Source organism: Aquiflexum gelatinilyticum, assembly GCF_024741135.1.
Classification (GTDB): Bacteria; Bacteroidota; Bacteroidia; order Cytophagales; family Cyclobacteriaceae; genus Cognataquiflexum; species Cognataquiflexum gelatinilyticum.
The window spans coordinates 17,481-37,285 of record NZ_JANSUY010000019.1; the positions used below are offsets into that span (position 1 = coordinate 17,481).

Here is a 19,805-nt window from a genome sequence, read left to right on the forward strand (position 1 = left end):
ATGAAGTGGTTAGATAAAGATGAAAATTTGCTTTTGCAGCGTTCTTTTATTTTTGGGGTAGCTGGAATTGCCATTTGTTTGTTGCCGCTTTTCAATGGGTACTTTCAGTTGTTGAATGCACCGATGGGACCGCTCAACGGTATAGGATTGTTGTTTCAATTTTTTGGGTTGAGTATAGCCATCATGGTTTTGAAGAAAAGAAAAATCTCCGAACAGGCCAAGGACAAGGCCAAAAAGATGATTTTGGTGTTGGGTGTGGCTTTGGTGTTTTTTATTATGGTGATATAATAGTTTGACAGTCCATAGTCGACAGACCACAGCAGCTTCTTTCAAGATCAAACAGAGTTTTAACAGTAAAAAAGTTCAGAAAAGTAATGACGGTTGGTGTAGCGTCATCCTGAAGGAGGTACGACTGAAGGATCTCATTATTTTAGGAGAGACTCTTCGCTTCACTCAGGGTGACGCCACCTGAAACCTGTCATTGGTGGACATTTTTGAACTAGAGATATTGGTAAATATTATTTAACGAAAACTGATAATCAATGAAATTTTTGAAAAGCCATTTATTATTGGGAGTCATGATTTTGTTTTTTTCATGTAATGAAAAAGAATTCTCTTGGCAGCAAGGCGATATCCTTTTCCAAGATGGGGATTGCGGCGATTTTTGTAAAGCCATCCGGAAAGTAACTGAGGGATATCAGGGCATTGAGTTTTCACACAATGGCTTGCTGATGCAGGAAAACGGGGAATGGTTTGTTCTTGAAGCGATCGGAAAAGGAGTAAGCAAAACGCCCTTACAGGAATTCCTCAACAGGCACCTCGATGAAAATGGAAAGCCAAAAGTGATGGTCGGAAGGCTTAAGGCTGAATACCAGCATTTGATTCCGGAAGCAATTTCAGAAGCTAAAAAGCACCTTGGCAAACCGTATGATTCGGCTTTTAATTTTGAAAATGAGGCGTACTACTGTTCTGAATTGATCCACTTTGCCTTCAAAGCAGCAAATGGAGGTTCGGATCTTTTCCACCCCAAACCCATGACCTACAAAGACCCTGACACAGGTGAATTATTTTCAGTTTGGGAAACTTACTTTTTGGAATTGGGAATCCCAATTCCGGAAGGAAAACCTGGTTTGAATCCGGGCGGAATGTCATTGGAACCTGTTTTGGAGATGATGGAAATTCAGGACAATTGAATTGAAATATTTACTCCCTCGCCATCTCCAGCGCTTTCGTTGTAGTAAAATATTTCACAATCATATTTGGCACTTCCCAATCAGGCATTTTTCCTGATTCAAAATACTCCAAAAACTTCTCCGTCACCTGCCCAAAATGAGCTTCATGCCCGATATGGTAGCTGTCAGGAATGATGATCAAGTACTCTCCGTTTTCTTGTTTTTGGAGTCCAAGCCCGGGGTATTTGGTTTGAAGAGTTGAGGCTACGACATCTTCAAGTGCTTGATCTTGTCCTTCCAACAGGGCCACATACAAAGTCGGTTTGAAATTTTCTTCTTTTCCCTGCCTGATTATGAGGTTTGCTTTGGTGCCGCGCATCATGCTGTAATGCGTATCTCCGGCACCTTCCGGCGCCTCAAAATTCCAGATTACGCTGACTTTGGCATGTTTTCCTTTCAGTGTGTAATTCATCTCTCCATTGCAAAAAACTTCAAGATTTCCATCTTTTAGGTTCTTTTCCAGAAATTCCGGAAACGCGGTTTTGCCGGTGACTTTGCTGAATTCATCCAAAGTCAGAGAAGTAGGCCATCTTTTCGCAGCCAGCATCTGCACGTCAGAGGTGTCCAAGATGACCTCAGGAAAAGCCTCCCATTGGATTAAATCCACTAAATGCGTGGTCACGTCGACAATTCCTTCCCCTTCTTTGGTCACATCAAAAAACCAATCGGGACGCACCAAAGGATTTCCGGAAACGTACTTGAAAAAGTGATGAACGCTTTCTTTGGTGATGGCAGGATTTTCCAAGCTACCGTTTTCCAATTCTCCAAAAACCTCAGGCAACATCGAAAGCTCGTGCTGAAGTTGAGAAGCGATCTCAAACCTCTCTGTCATGATGTCATACAAAAGCAGATTCTTCTGTGAAGCTGCTTCAAAGGCTTTGACCAATTTCTGAAAACCTTCCTGATTGATGACCAATGGCTTGTCTGCATAGACATGGATGCCATTGGCGATGGCAGCGCTGATATAGTCAATTTTTAGGTCATTCTTTCCGGCCACGACCATCACATTGCCCGGCTTTTTGGAAATCATTTTTGATAAAAAATCATCCCCTTTTTCCACTTCTATATTCCATGCTGTCGGGGATTCTTCCCGAGAGTTATATCCTGCGATCCTCTTGATATAGTCATCCAATTCTGCCCCTTCAGGTGCAAAGACATACACAGTCGAATCAACCTGTGGATACATCGTCTTGTGAATCAAGCCTGCATGGAAATGACCCGGATCCAGACTCATGATTGTTACCTTCCTTTTATCCGTTTGATTCATGTTTTCATTTTTTGGGGCACTGCAGTATTGGAAGAAAATCAAAAAAGCCAAGAATGGAATAGTGAGAAAAAGCTTTTTCATCTGATTAGACTTTGATGTGATTTGTTCCATAAGGTGCACGCTGTGGCCTGCTTAAGTGGGAGTTTGCCTCCTCGTCATTGACAAAGCGTTCCGCTTTTGGATCCCATTCGAGTTTCCTTCCCACTTTCATGGCAACATGGCTGACTAGGCAAACAGAACAGGCACGGTGACCGATCTCGGCAGGGGATATTGGTTGTGCACCTGATTGGATGCAATCGAGCCAATTGCCGTGGTGTTCTTCGCTTTCGTATAAGTGTATTTCTCCAGCTCCGATTTCGGATTGGAGGATTTTTGGATCTGACGCATCCAAAGCTTTGGCGTTGTTTCCTTGCGCGACAGGGTCACTTGCCGATGCGGTATAATTTCCTCTCGAAACCCAAATCCATCCCTCCGAACCCTCATATCGGATTCCGTTGGGATAGCCGCCGCTTGTGAGCATCGTGATGCCGTTGTCATATTCTGCTTTGACTATAAAATCCCCGTGGACATTCCAAAGTCCCGAGCGTGGAAATTCTGCAACTGCTTCGATAAATCTCGGTCCTGTCAGTTCAGTGTCCATTCCCCAAGCCGCCGAATCAAAGTGATGCTGTCCCCAACCTGTTATCATTCCTGCGCCGTAATTTTCCAGCCGGAGCCAACCCGGACGGCTATAGTCCTGCTGAGGATGAACGCCGATTTCAGTGTAGGGTACTTCCGGTGTAGACCCAAGCCACATGTCAAAATTCAGGTTTGTCGGGATCGGCATTGCAGGAGCTTCAGGTCCTGAGGGATCACCGGGCAAGCCAATCCTGACGGTATGCAGCTTTCCGATCCTGCCGTTTCTGACCAATTCAGCTGCCCGTCTGAATTGAAAACTGGAACGCTGCTGCGTCCCAAGTTGTAGGATTACTTTGGTTTTATTGACAGTTTCTACCAATTGCCGGCCTTCCTTGATGGTCAGGGAAGTTGGTTTTTGGAGGTAAATATGCTTGCCAGCCAAAGCCGCTTCCATGGCAGGTTGGGAATGCCAATGATCCGGCGTGCTGATGATGACGGCATCAATGTCTTTGTCTTGGAGCATCTGATGGTAATCTGCATATTGCTTCACGGCAAGATATGGACTGCCCATTTTTTTGGTATAAAACTGCTCGATCAGTTCCTTTCCTTCACGCATCCGCTTGCTGTCCACATCCGAGACGGCAACTATCCTTGCCACATCATGTTGCCATGTCCCGGGCAGGTCATGCTCCCGAGCGATCCTTCCACATCCTATTTGCCCGATGTTGATTTTGTTGCTTGGGGCATTTTTCCCAAAAACGGAAGATGGGACGATCGTAGGAAATCCGATAATTGCTGAGGCCATGGCGCTGTTTATAATAAAGTTTCTTCTTTTCATGAGGAGGAACTAAGGTTAGATTGTGGTCATTTTTTTGAGAAGGATTTCCAATATTCTTCCGCTTCTTCAGGAGTCATATTTCCGTCAAAGACGACCATTCTGTAATGGAGTGTGTATTTTTTGCCTGGAAGGATTTCCCAGGATTCGTGACGGATGGGGCAAAATTCGAGGAAGACATTTTCTTTTCCTTCATTGGAATCTTCCGGCCAAACCCTCATCGGTTCGGGGTGTGACCTGTTGTCAGGATGGCTGAGAAAAAGGATGCCGCTTTGGCCAGAAGGCGCTGAACTTTCACCTTGGATGATCAGCCACTTGGCAAATGTCCCGTCTGCGGATTTTCTGTCATTTCCTTCGGAAGTCAAAATAGTACTTTTGGTGTGGTCCCACTTTTCCGTAGCACGAAAACCTATTCCGCCACCGTATCGATAAGCTTCCAAAATGACACTTGACTTCAATGGTGTGGAGATTGTCGTGGAATAATCGATAAGATACCTTTCTCCTTCCTTGTTCCAAACCCGGATGGAAAGGTCTTCCTCGAGCGCCAATTGTGGTCCTTTTGGAGCCAATAAGTCCATGTGGTTTTGCCTGACTACCAATTCTGAAAACTTGGAATTTGTCTTTTTGGAAATGACTTTTTCAAAATCCACCCGGCCTTTTCCATCTCCAAGGTTCCAAAAATCAACTTCCCTTCCTTCTATAGTGGTTTTGGTCCATGGCCCCCAAATGCCATAATGGTGGTAGTGATCCGGCGGCTGTATTCTTGTAAGTACTTGACCCGAGGGGGAGGCAAGGGGATGGATAAATCCGGATTTGCTGAACTCAGGTTTGACACCGGCGGGTACTTCCGCTTTTGCAGTCTGATAAGTCAAAAGGAGTTGGCCGGCTGCTTTAAAATCTATTCCGTTTGAAGTTTCTTCCATTATTATATTTTGGGTAAAAGCATTGCCGATAAAAATAAATGAGGCTAAGCTGATATAGAAAAGTCTTTTGAATATCATTGGTTTTTAGGTTATTGGGAGGTGTAATTTATCAAATTCCTTAAAAAATTTACCCACCGTTTATACGATTTCACAAATGAATAAAAAGATTGTATTAGCATTTCTTCTTATGCTTCAGATTTCTTGGGCCCAGGGACAGGACCTTCCTGAAGTAAAGCAGGACCAAACTTGGAAGGAAAAGATATATAGTCTTGCTCCGGAGAAAGCTACTTTTCATTTTTCTGAGAAAAAGAAAATCCTTGTTTTCTCCCTTCATACAGGATATGAACATTGGGTGATTCCGCATACGGAGCAAATGATCAAGATAATTTCTGAAAAGAGTGGTGCTTTTGAGGTCACAGGAAGTAAGGATATCAGCATGTTTGAAGCAAAAAACCTAGCTAAATATGACGCCATCGTACTCAACAACACCTGCTCAAAAGGAGATCACCGCAACCTTTTTTGGGATAAACTCCGAGCGGATTCAGATGCTGACAGTGCGGGATTGATGAATAAGGCGCTTCAATTGGAAAAGAATTTATTGAAATATGTAGAGAATGGTGGAGGTTTATTATTGGTTCATGGGGCAGTGACGACCCAAAACAATTCCCGCGCATTCAGCAAGTTGGTGGGAGCAAGTTTTGATTACCACCCGCCACAGCAAGCCATTCAGATTAGGTTAGCGGATCCAAAGCATCTTTTGGTGCAGGCATTTCCCGCCACAGGTTTCAACCATGTCGATGAACCTTATTTTTACAAAAATGCCTATGCAGATTTGGATTTCAAGCCTTTGCTGTATTTCAACAACGCAGAAATTACCGATCAGAAAAATCCTTTGACAGAAGGGAAAACTTACGTGGCTTGGATCCGTGCGCAGGGCAAAGGAAAAGTGATGTATTGCTCACCTTCCCACAATGCGCAGAGTTTTGAAAATCCGGATTTGCTCAGGTTCTATTTGAACGGACTACAATATGTAGTCGGCGAGGTGGAATGTGACGAGACGCCGATAGGGAAGGGAAGCCTTTGAGGTTTTTCACTATTATATTACTTATTCAGACGTTGAAGATTTTCCTCTTGGGCTTTTCCCGGCTTCGGCGACCGTATGTAACATTACGTCAATTGTAGGAGTACGCGTCAAAAATAGGATTGTACAAAAAAAGCTTCCGTTCGGAAGCCTTTTACTGATGGGGTGTAATCGTCATCAAATAGGCTTGATTGCCTTTGGCTTGAAGAAGTTTTCGATGGATTTGGTAAAGCCACCGCAGCTTATAATCTCGCCTCTATCACACAAAGTAGTGGCAAAGACAGTTTCATCGTCAAGTTGTAAGACAGACGTGATATAACCATTTCCCATGCCATCATTCTCTAACTCGATTAGAGCGATCTTTTGGCTGTTCATTGTCACTCGGTAGATACGGTCGAGATGCCTTAAAATAATAACTCCATCGACACTGTAAATATCATCGGCCATTTGGGTTAACAAAAACTTGTCCAAAGTTGAAATTTCCACCGAACCATAGCTGCCGATCAGCTCGTTATTCTCTCCCGAAAGGTCGGATTTGTAAACTTCAAAATCGTTGCTGTCCAATGGACCTAATTGTGCAAATGTGATGATTTCATTGCCGACCTGTACCGACTTAGAAAATTTCTCAAAACGCAGTTCCAAGTTTCCTTCACTGTCGATGTCAAAGGTCTTGCCATCAATGGTGACCCGCGTAAAATCGGGAAAATTCTTCATGATGCGGATGGTGGCAATTCCAAGGAAATGCTCTTCTTTGATCAGTTTTTGTTCCAGAATCGTAACTTTCCCATCGTTGACCAATGTTTTGAGCAACAAGAAATCGGGGGTATTTTTCTGAATTCCATCCTTTGCTGACCGGTAAGGGACAAGAATATTCCCATTTGCATTGATACTGATTTGCTCACATAGGTAATAATGCAAAAAATGAAAACCAGTAAATTTAGGGTCAATTTCACGCATATTCAAGACCAAAGCGTCATCTTGGCGGGTACTTCCGGCAGGCAGGATCGAAACTTCGGCTGTATTGATTGCAACCATCAATTTCTCTGACAGGGGTAGCCTATATGGTATCTCGCCTTGTATGAAAAGACTTAGATCATTGAAATCACTTGCCGAGCCTTGGGTTTTGGCATCGGCATAAACCCCAGACCTAGAGGAAGCAAAGAGTGCTCCATTGATCTCTTTGGCATGCGACAGGCCTTCTTTGAACGACCCAGCGATTTCCCATTTCTCAGAGACCTCGACCACAGGTTCTTCCTTTGGTTCACATGACATAATACATACGGTGCAAATCGACAATAATAGGAAAAGGATGTTTTTCTGAAGCATGGTGAGAAAGTTATGTATGGGAAGACCGACCTAAAATGAATTTACATTTAAAGGTAAAAAAATAATTTTTGTTATTCTTAGTTAATAGTCGATAAATTCAGGTAAATATTTTCAATTCACGAATGACTATGAAAAAAAGCTTCTTGCCTTCTTGAATAGATTTTGAAATGAATTCCCGGTTACTGAATTCCGATGCTAACAGTGCTGTATTGATGAAAAAGGTACATGAGCCGGAAATGAAAAAGACCTTCGAGGTTTTTTTGAAACCTCAAAGGTCTTGGAAAAGAATTAAGCCTTAAAAGGCAGCTGATAGATCCTTTCGCCAGTCAGCTTGTACATCGCATTGCACAAGGCCGGGATGAAAGGAGGGACCGGAGGCTCGCCAACACCGGTTGGTTTTTCCATACTCTCTATGATATGGACATGGATTTTCTTGGGCGATTGGGGCATCCGGATTATCTGATAGCCATCAAAGTTTTTTTGCTGTGGGATTCCATTTTCGAAAGTGATGGCTGAAGTGGTCGCCAAACTTGTCGCAAACTGTGCCCCGCCTTCAAACTGCGAGCGGATCCTGTCTGTATTCACCCCTATACCACAATCCACCGCATAGAAGACTTCAGGGATGGAGATTTTGCCCGAACCGTCTTTTTCCACTACCACTATACAAGCAACATAGGTCAGGAAGCTCTTGTGCGCTGCAAAGCCAACCGCTTTTCCCTCTGCCAGTTTTTGGTCCCAATTTGCTTCTTTGGCAACCCTTTCAATCACTTTTTTCATCCTTCCTGTATTCCATGGAAATGTTTCTATCGGTTCGCCATAGTTTTCATATTTCCCGTCAGTTTCAGGTTTGAACTCCAGATTGCGGTCCTCACCGAGCATCTGAAGGGCGTGCTTTACAGGATCGATACCTCGTGCTTCAGCGATTTCATCCATCATACATCCGATGGCAAAAGCGTGGTGGATATTGCTCACCGACCTCAGCCATCCGATTCTGGTATGGGCTGTTGATTCGTGGGTTTCAATTTTAATATTTGGTACATCATAAGGAAAATCCGTACAGCCCAAACCCAATTCACCATCAGAGGGATGAAGCTCGGTAGTACTGCCTGTTGCCCCGATGGCTGGAAAAACAGTATGGTGGTTCCACCCGGTGAAGTTTCCGTCTTTGTCAATCGTTGCTTTGATCCTTTGGGCACTGTGTGAGTGGAAAAAGTCAAAATGCAGGTCATCTTCTCTGGTCCACTGAACCCTCACCGGTGACTTAGCAGCCTTTGAAAGGATAGCTGCTTCCACCACAAAATCAGGCTTGGATTTTCTTCCAAAACCTCCTCCGAGCAAAGTAATGTTCATCTTTACTTTGTCTAGATCAAGATCCAATGCTGTTGCCACTGCCTGTCTTGCCCATTGTGGATGCTGGGTGGGTGCCCAGATTTCACAGATGCCGTCTCCCTGATAATGGGCGATGGCAGCAGGGGGCTCAATGGTGGCATGTGCATAGAAGGGAGCCAGATAAGTTCTTTCCAAAACCTTTCCTGCTGCCCTCTGCGCTGCCAAGAAGTTGCCTCTTTCCCTTCTGACTTTACCGTCCTTGGCAGTACTTTGAAGCATTTCTTCCAACTGTTTGGCAGAATTGTAAGTTTGGTTTGGCCCCAAGTCCCATTCTATTTCCAACGCTTCCCGTCCTTTCATCGCAGCCCAGGTATTGTCGGCAATGACGGCAACACCCTCAAGAGGTTTGTCCAATCCCGGAGGAATTCCCGCACCTTCGATCTTGACTACCCTATTTACTCCTGGTACTGCCAAGGCTTTGGTATCGTTGAAGGAAATGACTTTGGCACCGATGACCGGACTTCTCCGGACCACAGCTACCTGCATTCCCGGCAGGTTTACATCGGCTCCAAAAACAGCTTTTCCGGCGGCAATGTCTCTTGCATCATAGATGGCGACGTCTTTACCGATCAGTTTATAGCTTGAAAATTCCTTTAAAGTGATACTCTCCGGATCAGGCAATGGCATGTCTTTAACCTCAGCTACCAAATCTCCAAAGTCGATCTTCTTGCCTGAAGAATGGAGGACCTGCGAATTTTCCGTATGGCATTCGGCGGGACTTACTTCCCATTTTTTGGCTGCTGCAGCGATAAGCATGTGTCTTGCCGTAGCTCCGGTTTTTCGCATGGGCTCATAAAACATCCTGACGGAAAATGATCCGTCAGTATTTTGGTTGCCATATTTTTCTTCATCGCCTATGGCCTGCACAATTTTCACCTTGGACCAATCCGCTCCCAATTCATCCGCAACGATCTGTGGCAATGTGGTGCGGATGCCCGTACCCATTTCAGAACGGTGTGCTACGATGATGACTTCATTGTCTGAAGTGATGCTGACAAATACATTGGGGGCAAAAGTGATGGTTTCACCTTTGGGTCCGGCACATTGGAAATTGACTCCCAAAAGGAATCCTCCTGTGGCCAGAGAACTGAGTTTCAAGAAATCCCTGCGTGAAGGAACAAAGACTTCGCTTTTGTCTTCAGCTTTTTTGTTTTTTAAAAACGGGAAGTTCGGCATCATATACTTTGATGTTTTAAGTAAAGTGCTTCGGATGCAGTGATGATGGCTTCTTTGATCCGGTTGTAGGTGCCGCAGCGGCAGAGGTTTCCTGCCATGGCTTCTTCGATTTCTGCAACAGTCGGACTTATGTTTTTCTTAAGTAAGGCTGCAGCATTCATGATCTGACCTGTTTGGCAGTATCCGCATTGGGGAACAATATGTTCCACCCAAGCGTCTTGAAGAGGGTGATGGCCTTCTTTATCAAGACCCTCGATCGTAGTTACTTTTTTGCTACCAATTGTAGAGATTGGAGTACTGCAGGACCTGATGGCTTCATCGTCCAAATGTACCGTGCAGGCTCCACAAAGTGCCTGACCACAACCGAATTTGGTCCCTTTCATCGAGAGCAAATCCCTTAAAACCCAAAGCAGCGGCATGTCCGGATCTGCGGTCACTTCCTGCTTTTTGCCATTGACAGATATTGAAAATTTTTCCATAGAGGTTGGATGGTTCTTTTTTGAGTGAATATTAAGATGTTAATTATTTTTAGGATTAAGCACCGATCAGGTTCCATTTTTCCCTGTATGGTCTGAATAACAATTCATTGGCACCGCCATCTTTTAGGAACAGTTCTTTCTTGGCATCCCATTTCAAAGATTTTTCCTGTTTGTATGAAATCAATGCCAAATGCATTGGAAGGGTCATTCCTCTCGCATATTCAAGATTGGATTCAGGTTGCTGACGGGATTTGACGGCATCGAGGAAATTCTGTTGGTGGCCTGGAGATCTTGGGATGGACTTGGCGATTTCTGGAATATCAGTCAATGTTTGGCCATTCATGTGGATGGCTATCGTACTGTAATCACAGATGAGATTTCCTTTTGTGCCTTCGAAATAAGCACCTATTCCCATTTTGTCGGCACCTTGAACCGGTGGAGGCGTGGAGGTCCAATGGATTTTGAGTTTTTTGAATTTGAAATCCACATCGATCCATTTTGGGGTATCGCCTACGCCTTCCGATTTTTCACCTTTTGCTGATATGGATTTCAAGCCGGTAGGCGCAATGGACATCCACACCACATCTGCAATATGGCACCAAAAGTCCTGAAAAACACCTCCCGAATACTCCATAAAATATCGGTAAGTGAAATGACATTTTTCAGGGGCGTATTCTGAATAGGGGGCAGGTCCTAGCCACATGTCCCAATTCAGGTTAGGTGGAGGGGTCTGATAGTTGAGTTTTTCGATGAGAGGAGGTTCACCGGTTTTCCATAGCCTGACAGTTTTGATTCTGCCCAACTCCCCGGATTGGATGATCTCGGCCACTCGGTGGTAATTGTCTCCGGCATGGATCTGCGTGCCCAACTGAAAAACCCTGTTGTTTGATTTTTGCGCAGCCAACATCAACTGTCCCTCCCTCAGCGAGTAGGAAAGGGGCTTTTCTCCATAGACATCTTTGCCTGCTTGAAATGCCAAAATAGCGATCTGTGCATGCCAATGGTCCGGAGTGGCGATGGTGACAGCGTCGATATCATTGCGTTCCAAGACTTTTCTGAAGTCAGTATAAATCTGGGCCTTGGTGTCAGGATGGATTTTTTTGAGTTGGGACAAAGCTTCCCTGGCGTGTTCTTCATCAACATCACAGAGGGCGACGATCTCTGCTTCGGGTAAGTTTGCAAACCAATTCATATGCGCCAAACCCATTCCGCCAAGGCCGATATGTGCTATCCTGACCCTGTCAGATGCGGCGGCTTTGAGGCCTTGGAAAGGTAAAAATTGTAGTCCTAGGGCAGTTAGGACAGAGTAGCGGACAAAATCCCGCCTGTTGATATTATGATTCATAAGATTGGTTTTTTTGTTGGTTGTTGGGTTTTTGAAGAAGAGCCTTCTTTTTATCTCAATATAAATAAAAAAATATGTGATTTTTATCTCCTTCCTCAAGATTGGCTTTTGGTTATTTTTATTGGATAATTGGAATATGAACGGGAAGAGGTAGGCATAAGTGGCTGATAACCAAATTTGAAAATTGAGGTTGTATAGGTATGTTAAAGAGGTTTTTTGATTGGCAGATTGGAATTTTCGATTTATTGGATGAACACTGGGAAAGTGACTCCGTATCCAAATGGATCAGCAATATAGTCGTGATGTTTTTTGTAGGAGGTCTGTTGATGGGCTTACTTTCATATCTCGATATCGCTTATTTTGGAGAAAAATTCTCTGCATTCTATGCAATTGAATTGGCCTTCAATGTGCTTTTGGTATTTGAAGTGTTGGGATTGATTTTTCTGATTCCAAAGTCTGTCGCGGATTCTGTAGGAAAGCAGTTTGAGATTGTTTCCTTACTCTTGCTGAGGGATGCATTCAAGGAGTTTGGGCATTATCTGGGAGACATGACCTGGGAGGTTGGGTTTTTGATGGAACTACTCCCCATTGTGTCCGATGCCTTTGGAGCGGTCCTGATTTTTTTGATCACAGGGCTTTTTTATCGGGCACAAAAACATATCCGAATTACCAGGACATACGAAGAGCAAAAAGGATTTGTATCCATCAAAAAGCTGATGTCCATTTACCTGACAGTTTCATTTATACTTTTGGGGATTTATGACATTTTCACGGCCTATCAGACCCATGAGTTTATTTACAGCATCAAGCTGTTTTATACACTGTTGATATTTACGGATGTGTTTATCCTTCTTTTTTCACTGAGGTACACGACCAAGTATTATAACCTTTTCAGGTATTCCTCCTTTGCTTTGGCGACGATATTCCTGAGACTGACTTTGTCTGCCCCGGCTTATTATAATGTTTTGTTGGCGGTGATTGCTGGCTTGATGGTTTTGGGAGTTACCTACATCTATAACAAGCTTTTGGTAAAGCAAGTGGGGGAGGCGAAGGAATAAGAAGTGTGTGTAGGGATAAAAAATAAAAATAAGTCCCTGATTTATAGGAATAATTAAGTTGCAGTTGATATTATTCCAATTTTTTTGTGGAGTCAGTTTGGAAAAAATGGCTTAACCTGCTAATATTGCATCACCTTAGACCAAAGGGTCTAATAAAATCAATAAAATTCCTCCTTAGCTCAGTTGGTTAGAGCACATGACTGTTAATCATGGGGTCCTAGGTTCAAGCCCTAGAGGGGGAGCAAAAGCCTCAGAGAAATCTGAGGTTTTTTCGTTTAAAAAGGGCTTCAGAACGTGATTCTGAGGTCTTTTTCCTTTTTAAGCGGGTTGGGTCGCCTCAAAAATGGCGAAATGCATGGGATGGATAAAAGTGCTGATTTTGGTGCTTTTTTCTCACTTGCGTTCAAAATGCGTGCAACTTTTTAGCGTGCCGAAAGCCGCAACTTCAAACGTTATGGCAGTTAAATAAATCCATTTCACTATTCCTTTGATTTGATAAACAAATATTTTCACTCAAATAACTTTGAACAAAGTTTTTAATTTAGGAAATATAGGGTATGAAAAAATGGTTTTTACTTTCACTGATCCTGATTTTCCCCCGGTTTTCATTCTGCCAAAACGGAACAAATTCGATAAAACATGTGGATAAGATGAACTTAAAAGGGGCTGTCAAAACTATTAAACACACAGCTTATGAACCGATAAGTATTGAATCCGACAGCATTAACCTGCTAAAGTTCGACTTTTTTGGCATGCATAATTATATCCATAAATTCGATATACAAGGTTGGCTTCTTGAAAAAACTGAATTGAAACTTAGGGAAGATCAGCTAATTCCTTCTGGGATTTGGACCTATGACTATGATGAAGAACATCGGCTTGCCAAAGAATCTTACATTTTTGATGCAATTGACGGTTCTGATACAGCAACCTTCGAATATACTTATCCTTTTGATAGCTTAACTACTGTTGTTGAAAAACGAAAAGGTGAATTCCAAAGAATCTATCACTATAAACTAGAAAACAGGACCGAAGAATTTATCACCATCAACAGTGATAGTTCTTATATTAGTAAATCTTTCTTCGAAATGGATGCCCAAAGAAGAATCATAAGAAAAGAGGATTACAGCAATGTTTCCAGATTACAAAATTTGACCATCAATTTTTATCAAGATGAAATTTTCAGGACACCTAATAAGGTCTTGATAACCCACTTCAAAAGTGGACAAGTTTATCTCACTGAAAATCTACTCGATGAGCAAGATAATATTACCAGTCAAAAAAATATCTCTTTGAATACTGGAGAATTCAAAACAACAACCTATACCTATATTTATGATACAACTGGCAATTGGATAGAAAAAAAAGAATTTATTGACAATCGCCCAAGAAAGGTCTTTCGTAGAGAGATTGAGTATTACTTATATTAAGTAGCAGATATCAAATTTGCTACAAAAGTATAATCCATAATAGAGGAAAATGGCGAAAACGCAATTATAAAAATTCATGATTTCGATATTTTAGAATTATACAAATACGGATGAGTCTCAAATAGAATTAGCAGAAAAAATTTTTGCAAAGGCCAAAGAAATAGGAGGTCTACCTGATGAAATGTTTGCACAGGTCATTTTGACGCCAAATCAACAAAATGATCCTAGAAGAATTAAGGATGTAAAATTTATCATTGAAGTTTTAGTGCATGAAGGTCTATTAACTTCAGAACCAAAAAAGAATAGTAATTTTATATAACCTTCACCCAACTCTATTCATTTTGATGATTATTCTAAATTTTTACATTTTAAAAAAGAAGAACAGGAGAAGGAGAAAATAAAGGAAGAAAGAGATCAAAAAAAATATGATCTTGAAATAGAAAATCTTCAGTTACAAATAGATACCCAAAAAAAGTGGTTCTGGATTGCTATTGTGACTGCCGTAATTGTTGAAGTGGTTAGGATATATTTTTCATGGAAGTAACATTAAAAATATATCTTTAAAGTTTTCTTTTAGTGAACTTTTTGTAATTTTGACTGTGTTTAATATTGTCACAAGAAAAACTCTTTTGGAATATTCCATAAAATACCCTCAGGCAGCCTCTGCACTGTTTGAATGGTATCATGAAATCCTAAAGTCGGAGTTTAAAAGTTTCAACGATTTAAAAAGTGTTTATAGAAATGCAAGTCTTGTTGGCGACGATAGAGTAGTATTCAATATTATGGGCAACAAGTACCGCTTAGTTGTGAGGTTTGTCTTTGATTTCAAAGTTGTTCAAATCAAATGGTTTGGTACCCATAAAGAATATGACAAAATAGATGTAGCATCAATAGTCTTTAAGAACAAATAATATGGAACTGACAATAATTAAGTCTGATGTTCAATATGAGGAATATTTGAATTGGATAGATGAAATGTTTAACAAACAAATAACTCCTGATACTGCTATAGGGAAGCAAGTAGAAGTAGCGCTGTTATTGATCAAGGATTATGAAGATAGAAACTTCCCCATCCCATTACCCGATCCCATAGATGCGATCAAATTAAAGATGGATGAATTGGGAATGAAAAACAAAGATTTGGTAGGGAAGGTTGGGAGTAAAAGTTATATCTCAATGATTTTAAACCGTAAAAAGCCACTTACTTTGGATTTGGCCAAACTATTTCACAAGGAGTTGAAAATTCCTGCAGAAATACTCCTTTCTTGATTCCCGGAAAGGTTTTTAAACAATAGTTTTATTTTTAGAGGCAGTGTCCTCAGATTCCAAAACCTTTTGACAATCTCCCCTACACCACCCTTGTCTCAGAATACAGGTCGTAAGCAGCTACCAAAAGTTGATGGTCGGGAGCCTGACCATAGCGGGCAAAATTTTTCAGTTCGCTCCGCTCTTCAATATAAACCGGGATGTAGGTACGGTCAAGTTCATCCCAAATGACCAATAGATAGGCAAATGGTGTCTTGCTCATTCGTCCTTTTGCGAGCCATTCCTCAAAAACCGATTCATCTAACGCATTAGGATAGCTTGGGCCTTCAAACATGATTTGATTGTTTTATTATGAATTTCAAAGATAAGGATTGGTTGAATTATCCATTCCAAAAGGTGACGAATGAGGTCTTGCTGATATGTGGTAATTTGAAAGTTTTTTTCCCTCACCGGAAGGCAAAAATCAAATCACTTCTTACCTCCCGGATTATAAATCTCTTTCGCTGTTTTCAGGACCTCGGCCTTATCCAAAGTCATCGGTTTCAGCTTTTGATCAAGAAAGAGTTCCATCTGATCATCAAAGTGGGGGCTGTCAGGGTCATTGCTTGCTCCGAAGACATTGATGGTTTCGATCTTTGGAAATCCCGCACCGAAGCGGACCATCATAATGTAAGATTCTCCTTGTGTTCCTTTTCTCATCCCGTTTTCCCAAGGCAATGAACGCATGGCTGTAATCACATCGTCGATTCCCTGCAGCGGTAGCGCCTTGTCTCCTCTTACGAGTTTTTGGTATTCTCCCAAAGTCACCAATTCCTTTCCAAAATGGGTTTTAAAATGATTTTTGGCAGCTTTGAGACTTTCCACAGATTCTTCTTCTGTAAGTATGGTTTCCCAACTCCTCCCATTTTCAGCAAATTTGTCCCACCAATAGTAGTATACAAAAGCAAAAACTGCCGCGCCTTCACTTTCGATTCCTGAGCGTTTGTCCCAGTTGTTGATGGTTTCGATCTGCTTTGCGATTTCGGGATATTTGCTTGGGTTTAGGCCAAAAAAAGATTCCATATTGGTACGGAAAGCCAGTTTTTCGGGCAATTGTCCATCATATTTGATTTCTTTGAAACGCTCGTAGGAAATCCTCCCCGTGTCGGGCATCAATTCACGGAATCGGGTCGATCGGTTATTGTCCCGCAATAGGTAATCCATGGATTTGGGGTAATTGTACGAATTGAGATTGTCAGCCGATCCACTCGCCTTAAAAGGAGAATGGTTGGTGTTAAACAAAAATCCCGAAGCAGGATTGTATTGTTGTGGCAGATCCTCAAAGTCATGGTACTTGGTCCACAAGGCTTTTTTGGTGTTTCCGGCCACTGTTCCGGTGAAATCTATGGATGGATCTCTTACAGGGATCAGGCCATTGCTGACATAAAAAATTGTATCATACTTGTCGGCATAGACAATATTGAAACTTGTCAGTTCCATCCGCGACATGGCTTCGCTGAACTCTTTAAAATTCTTGGCCTTGTTCATTCTCCACCATTGCTCCGGCGCTCCGATTCGCTCCAAGGCACCCAAGCGGATTGAAAATGTTCCTTGTTCAGTAACCAAGGTAGGACCGTAAATGCTTTTCCAGATTTTCTTTGGAAAGGGAATCGTGATCAAATCCCAGAGTTTTACACGAAGCCAAACTGTTTCTTCTTCCAATTCCAGCCATTTCCCATCTACTTGGTATTGATCCTCATTTTTTGGATTGATGTCCAATTGGTACAGATCCAAGAGATCGGGGAAATTAACCGTGTGTGCCCATCCAAGATTTTCATTTACTCCGTGAAAAATCATCGCCCCACCCGGGAAAAGTCCCCCAAGAATATTCCATCCTTCCTCTGAATGGAGGTGTGCTTCATACCAAGCTACAGGTCCGTCCAGGGGTTGGTGGGAATTGATGGCTAGAAATGCTTCACCTGAGTCCGTTCGGGAAGGGTGAATGGCAATTGCGTTTGAGCCTTTTGGATCGGCATCAAATGGTACGGTTTCTACTTTTCCGGAGACGATTTGTTGAACCGCCCGATCTGCTCCTGACATCTGTGCAAGGGAGAGAATATATGCCGCCGTTATTTCTTTGGTATTGACAGGAAAGGCTTTTTCGAATAAAACTTCTTCAGGATGTGCCAATGCAAAGTCATTCATTCCGGCAGCATAGGCTTCTAAAATCGCTTTGAATTCCTCTGAATAGGCCGATTCATATTTGGCCTCTGCGATTTCAACGGTTTGGAGTAAATGTCCAAAAAAATCCACCGCAGCTCCGTCTTGACCATAAACCCTTCCCAACATTCGCTTCCCGGCAAGCAATGTTTTTTGGATAGTTTCAAAATCATCTTCGGCATGTGCCCAAGCCAAACCGTAGGCGACATCGGAATCTGTTTGTCCGAAAATATGCGGCACTCCAAATTCATCGCGAACGATTTGGACCTTTGAGGTATCCCAACCTGAATGATCATATGGGGAGTCACAAGAAAAAATTAAAAAGTGAAAGAGCAGGAAAAGCCTGGATCGGAAGATTTTCATAGGTGATGATGGATGTAAAGAATACCGTGCAAAATGCGTTTTTATTGTAAACAAAAAAAACGGCCACGTGGCCGTTTTTTAAATCAAGATTTGATTCCTACAGACCCGAAGAGGTATGTAGCATTGCAATTTTATTTCCATGAAGAAAAAACATATTAGAAATAATAATGAAACATATCTTAATTCATATAAAGTATAAATCAATGTTTAATTAACTCCCATTTCAAAAGAAAAGATTGCCGTAAAGGCAAGTTATATTCCTCATTTTCTTTGTCCGGCCTTGATCCGTAGGTTTGGGATAGTCTGGAATGCATATTCCTGGATGAACATTGCGTGGGATTCTTTATCTGCCTGCAATTTTACCCATCCATAATGGTATTCACCGTTGACTCTTACACTGAGACCCACAAAATAATCCCCGTCAGGTGCCCACGGACCCGACCATTGGTCAGGCTGATTCTCGGTTATGGTCCTGACCATCATGGAACCGGTAAACACACTCCACGATGATCCTTCAATTGCAGATGCTTCACTGATTTCCAGACCTGAAGTCAACGGGGCGATCTCTTCGTTGGTCAAAATTACCTTCGAATCTCTGAGAGAATTAATCTGAAAATACTCCCTGACTCCCTGATCAAACCCCACAGACATGACATTGATCGAAAAATCCGGGATATCGTCTTCGTTTAGGTCAAGGAGATAGGTTTGGTGCCGATGGACGGGATATGCTTCTTTGAGCACATGGTGGTTTATTGTCACAATAGTAGGTGCGTCCATGTCTTCATTGCAGGAAGAGAGTAGGAAGGGTATCATCACAGGTAAAACTGCCCATATCCTGCCTTGGGAAAATACCTTGTTGGCTTTGCACTTTCCTATCAAGAAGACAAATGCCTTGATCAATTTAGAGAAGGCAGGGCCTTGATTTAAAATAGTAGGTTTCATTTTTAAGAATAGTTGGTTTAAGGATTGAGTATTCGATCAATTGTGGTATTTCTAAGTCAGGAAACGAATAGAGATTTTTAGCCAATCACTTCCTGCAGCAGCAGGGCAGTGCAGATATTTGCCATCAAAAACCTTTCTTCTTTTCCCAATCCCTGTACAAAATAGACTTGACCTTTGTCGGCAAGATTGACCGCAGCAAGAGGCCTGCCCGAAGGGTCACGAATTTCCAGCCCAATGGACCCAAAAGGCATTTCCATAGCTTTTCCATTTTGATTCAGGATACTAGTCACCGGGTAAATACTGTAGTATTCTCCGCTGCTTAGGGAAACTATTCCTCCCTGATTTTTGGGTTGTCGCTGAACCCTGTCGTTGTCCAAAATCAGTTGCCAAGGTTCGGAGGTGTTACCGGAATAGATCTGTGCAAAATAGATACTTGACGAATTCCCGTTTTTTAATTCAAGCAAGTCTATTCCAAAAGAAAGAGGCCCTTGGTCGTTACCGATCATGAGGTCGGCTGCTTGGAATCGGGAAACGCAGAAAACAGAAGAAGCTTGCTGTCCTCCATCTGAAAGGTCAAATCGGATTGTTTGCTTTCTGTCAATATACTCTCTCCCGATAATATTCAAATACTCCCCTGTGACAGGGCTACCGATACCAAATCCGGCGTAGCTGTTAGTGCCTTTGGTCCAAGAGCGGTTAACATCTGTGGTGTGGAAATCCCCAAAAGCTAATTTTTGGTTGATCAAAAGCCCGGTTCGACCTTGGACAGGCAAGCTTTCATGTCCTTGCCAATAGTCACCTCGCAGGGCTAAATTAACTTGGCCACAACCGGCAAAAAGAAGAAAGCAAAAGAGTATGATGAAATATCTGTTCATA

18 protein-coding genes and 1 tRNA gene are annotated in these 19,805 nt (G+C 42.4%); 8 read left to right on the forward strand and 11 right to left on the reverse strand.

The features are described 5' to 3' along the window. Both NU887_RS17070 and NU887_RS17075 read left to right on the forward strand, forming a co-directional pair. The gene (locus NU887_RS17070; RefSeq protein ID WP_258424594.1) at window positions 1-288 is read left to right on the forward strand and encodes a hypothetical protein; all 288 of its coding nucleotides are present in this window, start codon (window positions 1-3) and stop codon (window positions 286-288) included. Between the two features lie 254 nt (window positions 289-542). Then, entirely contained in the window at window positions 543-1,193 is a 651-nt protein-coding gene (locus tag NU887_RS17075) for a YiiX/YebB-like N1pC/P60 family cysteine hydrolase (protein WP_258424595.1), read from the forward strand. A 10-nt stretch (window positions 1,194-1,203) separates the two neighbouring features. Here the strand turns inward: NU887_RS17075 and NU887_RS17080 are convergent, their stop codons facing one another. Genes NU887_RS17080 through NU887_RS17090 form a run of 3 tightly spaced genes read right to left on the reverse strand, consistent with a single transcriptional unit; the run spans window position 1,204 to window position 4,953 of the window. After that, on the reverse strand, window positions 1,204-2,580 hold the full coding sequence (locus tag NU887_RS17080; protein ID WP_258424596.1) for a putative oxidoreductase C-terminal domain-containing protein: 1,377 nt from the start codon (window positions 2,578-2,580) through the stop codon (window positions 1,204-1,206). Window positions 2,581-2,584: 4 nt separating this feature from the next. Further along, on the reverse strand, window positions 2,585-3,955 hold the full coding sequence (locus NU887_RS17085) for a Gfo/Idh/MocA family protein (protein ID WP_258424597.1): 1,371 nt from the start codon (window positions 3,953-3,955) through the stop codon (window positions 2,585-2,587). A gap of 26 nt (window positions 3,956-3,981) precedes the next feature. After that, the gene (locus NU887_RS17090; protein WP_258424598.1) at window positions 3,982-4,953 is read right to left on the reverse strand and encodes a DUF6807 domain-containing protein; all 972 of its coding nucleotides are present in this window, start codon (window positions 4,951-4,953) and stop codon (window positions 3,982-3,984) included. A gap of 76 nt (window positions 4,954-5,029) precedes the next feature. On the opposite strand from NU887_RS17090, the gene NU887_RS17095 reads away from it, so the two are divergent. Further along, on the forward strand, window positions 5,030-5,959 hold the full coding sequence (locus tag NU887_RS17095; RefSeq protein ID WP_258424599.1) for a ThuA domain-containing protein: 930 nt from the start codon (window positions 5,030-5,032) through the stop codon (window positions 5,957-5,959). A 174-nt stretch (window positions 5,960-6,133) separates the two neighbouring features. Here the strand turns inward: NU887_RS17095 and NU887_RS17100 are convergent, their stop codons facing one another. The 4 genes from NU887_RS17100 to NU887_RS17115 all read right to left on the reverse strand — a co-directional run bounded on the left by NU887_RS17100 (window position 6,134) and on the right by NU887_RS17115 (window position 11,671). After that, a complete protein-coding gene (locus NU887_RS17100; RefSeq protein ID WP_258424600.1) occupies window positions 6,134-7,228 on the reverse strand; it encodes a hypothetical protein in 1,095 nt (364 codons plus the stop codon). 342 nt (window positions 7,229-7,570) lie between these two features. Then, entirely contained in the window at window positions 7,571-9,850 is a 2,280-nt protein-coding gene (locus tag NU887_RS17105) for a xanthine dehydrogenase family protein molybdopterin-binding subunit (RefSeq protein WP_258424601.1), read from the reverse strand. Next, a complete protein-coding gene (locus NU887_RS17110) occupies window positions 9,847-10,326 on the reverse strand; it encodes a (2Fe-2S)-binding protein (RefSeq protein ID WP_258424602.1) in 480 nt (159 codons plus the stop codon). The genes NU887_RS17105 and NU887_RS17110 overlap by 4 nt, the downstream gene beginning before the upstream one ends. Window positions 10,327-10,381: 55 nt before the next feature. Further along, window positions 10,382-11,671: a Gfo/Idh/MocA family protein gene (locus NU887_RS17115; protein WP_258424603.1), complete on the reverse strand. Its 1,290-nt coding sequence runs from the start codon at window positions 11,669-11,671 to the stop codon at window positions 10,382-10,384. 200 nt (window positions 11,672-11,871) lie between these two features. On the opposite strand from NU887_RS17115, the gene NU887_RS17120 reads away from it, so the two are divergent. The 5 genes from NU887_RS17120 to NU887_RS17140 all read left to right on the forward strand — a co-directional run bounded on the left by NU887_RS17120 (window position 11,872) and on the right by NU887_RS17140 (window position 15,428). Next, window positions 11,872-12,729: a hypothetical protein gene (locus tag NU887_RS17120; RefSeq protein WP_258424604.1), complete on the forward strand. Its 858-nt coding sequence runs from the start codon at window positions 11,872-11,874 to the stop codon at window positions 12,727-12,729. Between the two features lie 168 nt (window positions 12,730-12,897). Beyond that, window positions 12,898-12,971 (forward strand) — tRNA-Asn (locus NU887_RS17125). 315 nt (window positions 12,972-13,286) lie between these two features. Beyond that, the gene (locus NU887_RS17130) at window positions 13,287-14,159 is read left to right on the forward strand and encodes a hypothetical protein (RefSeq protein WP_258424605.1); all 873 of its coding nucleotides are present in this window, start codon (window positions 13,287-13,289) and stop codon (window positions 14,157-14,159) included. Between the two features lie 629 nt (window positions 14,160-14,788). Then, window positions 14,789-15,070, forward strand: coding sequence for a type II toxin-antitoxin system HigB family toxin (locus NU887_RS17135; RefSeq protein ID WP_275982423.1), 282 nt, complete (start codon window positions 14,789-14,791; stop codon window positions 15,068-15,070). A gap of 1 nt (window position 15,071) precedes the next feature. Continuing rightward, a complete protein-coding gene (locus NU887_RS17140; RefSeq protein WP_258424607.1) occupies window positions 15,072-15,428 on the forward strand; it encodes a helix-turn-helix domain-containing protein in 357 nt (118 codons plus the stop codon). A 79-nt stretch (window positions 15,429-15,507) separates the two neighbouring features. On the opposite strand, the gene NU887_RS17145 is transcribed toward NU887_RS17140, so the two are convergent. The 4 genes from NU887_RS17145 to NU887_RS17160 all read right to left on the reverse strand — a co-directional run bounded on the left by NU887_RS17145 (window position 15,508) and on the right by NU887_RS17160 (window position 19,804). Then, window positions 15,508-15,759: a hypothetical protein gene (locus tag NU887_RS17145; RefSeq protein WP_258424608.1), complete on the reverse strand. Its 252-nt coding sequence runs from the start codon at window positions 15,757-15,759 to the stop codon at window positions 15,508-15,510. A gap of 134 nt (window positions 15,760-15,893) precedes the next feature. Next, a complete protein-coding gene (locus NU887_RS17150; RefSeq protein ID WP_258424609.1) occupies window positions 15,894-17,987 on the reverse strand; it encodes a penicillin acylase family protein in 2,094 nt (697 codons plus the stop codon). A gap of 261 nt (window positions 17,988-18,248) precedes the next feature. Continuing rightward, window positions 18,249-18,929 (reverse strand): hypothetical protein, encoded by a 681-nt coding sequence (locus tag NU887_RS17155; protein ID WP_258424610.1) that lies wholly within the window; start codon window positions 18,927-18,929, stop codon window positions 18,249-18,251. Between the two features lie 77 nt (window positions 18,930-19,006). Further along, window positions 19,007-19,804 (reverse strand): hypothetical protein, encoded by a 798-nt coding sequence (locus tag NU887_RS17160; RefSeq protein ID WP_258424611.1) that lies wholly within the window; start codon window positions 19,802-19,804, stop codon window positions 19,007-19,009. Window position 19,805: the final 1 nt, after the last annotated feature.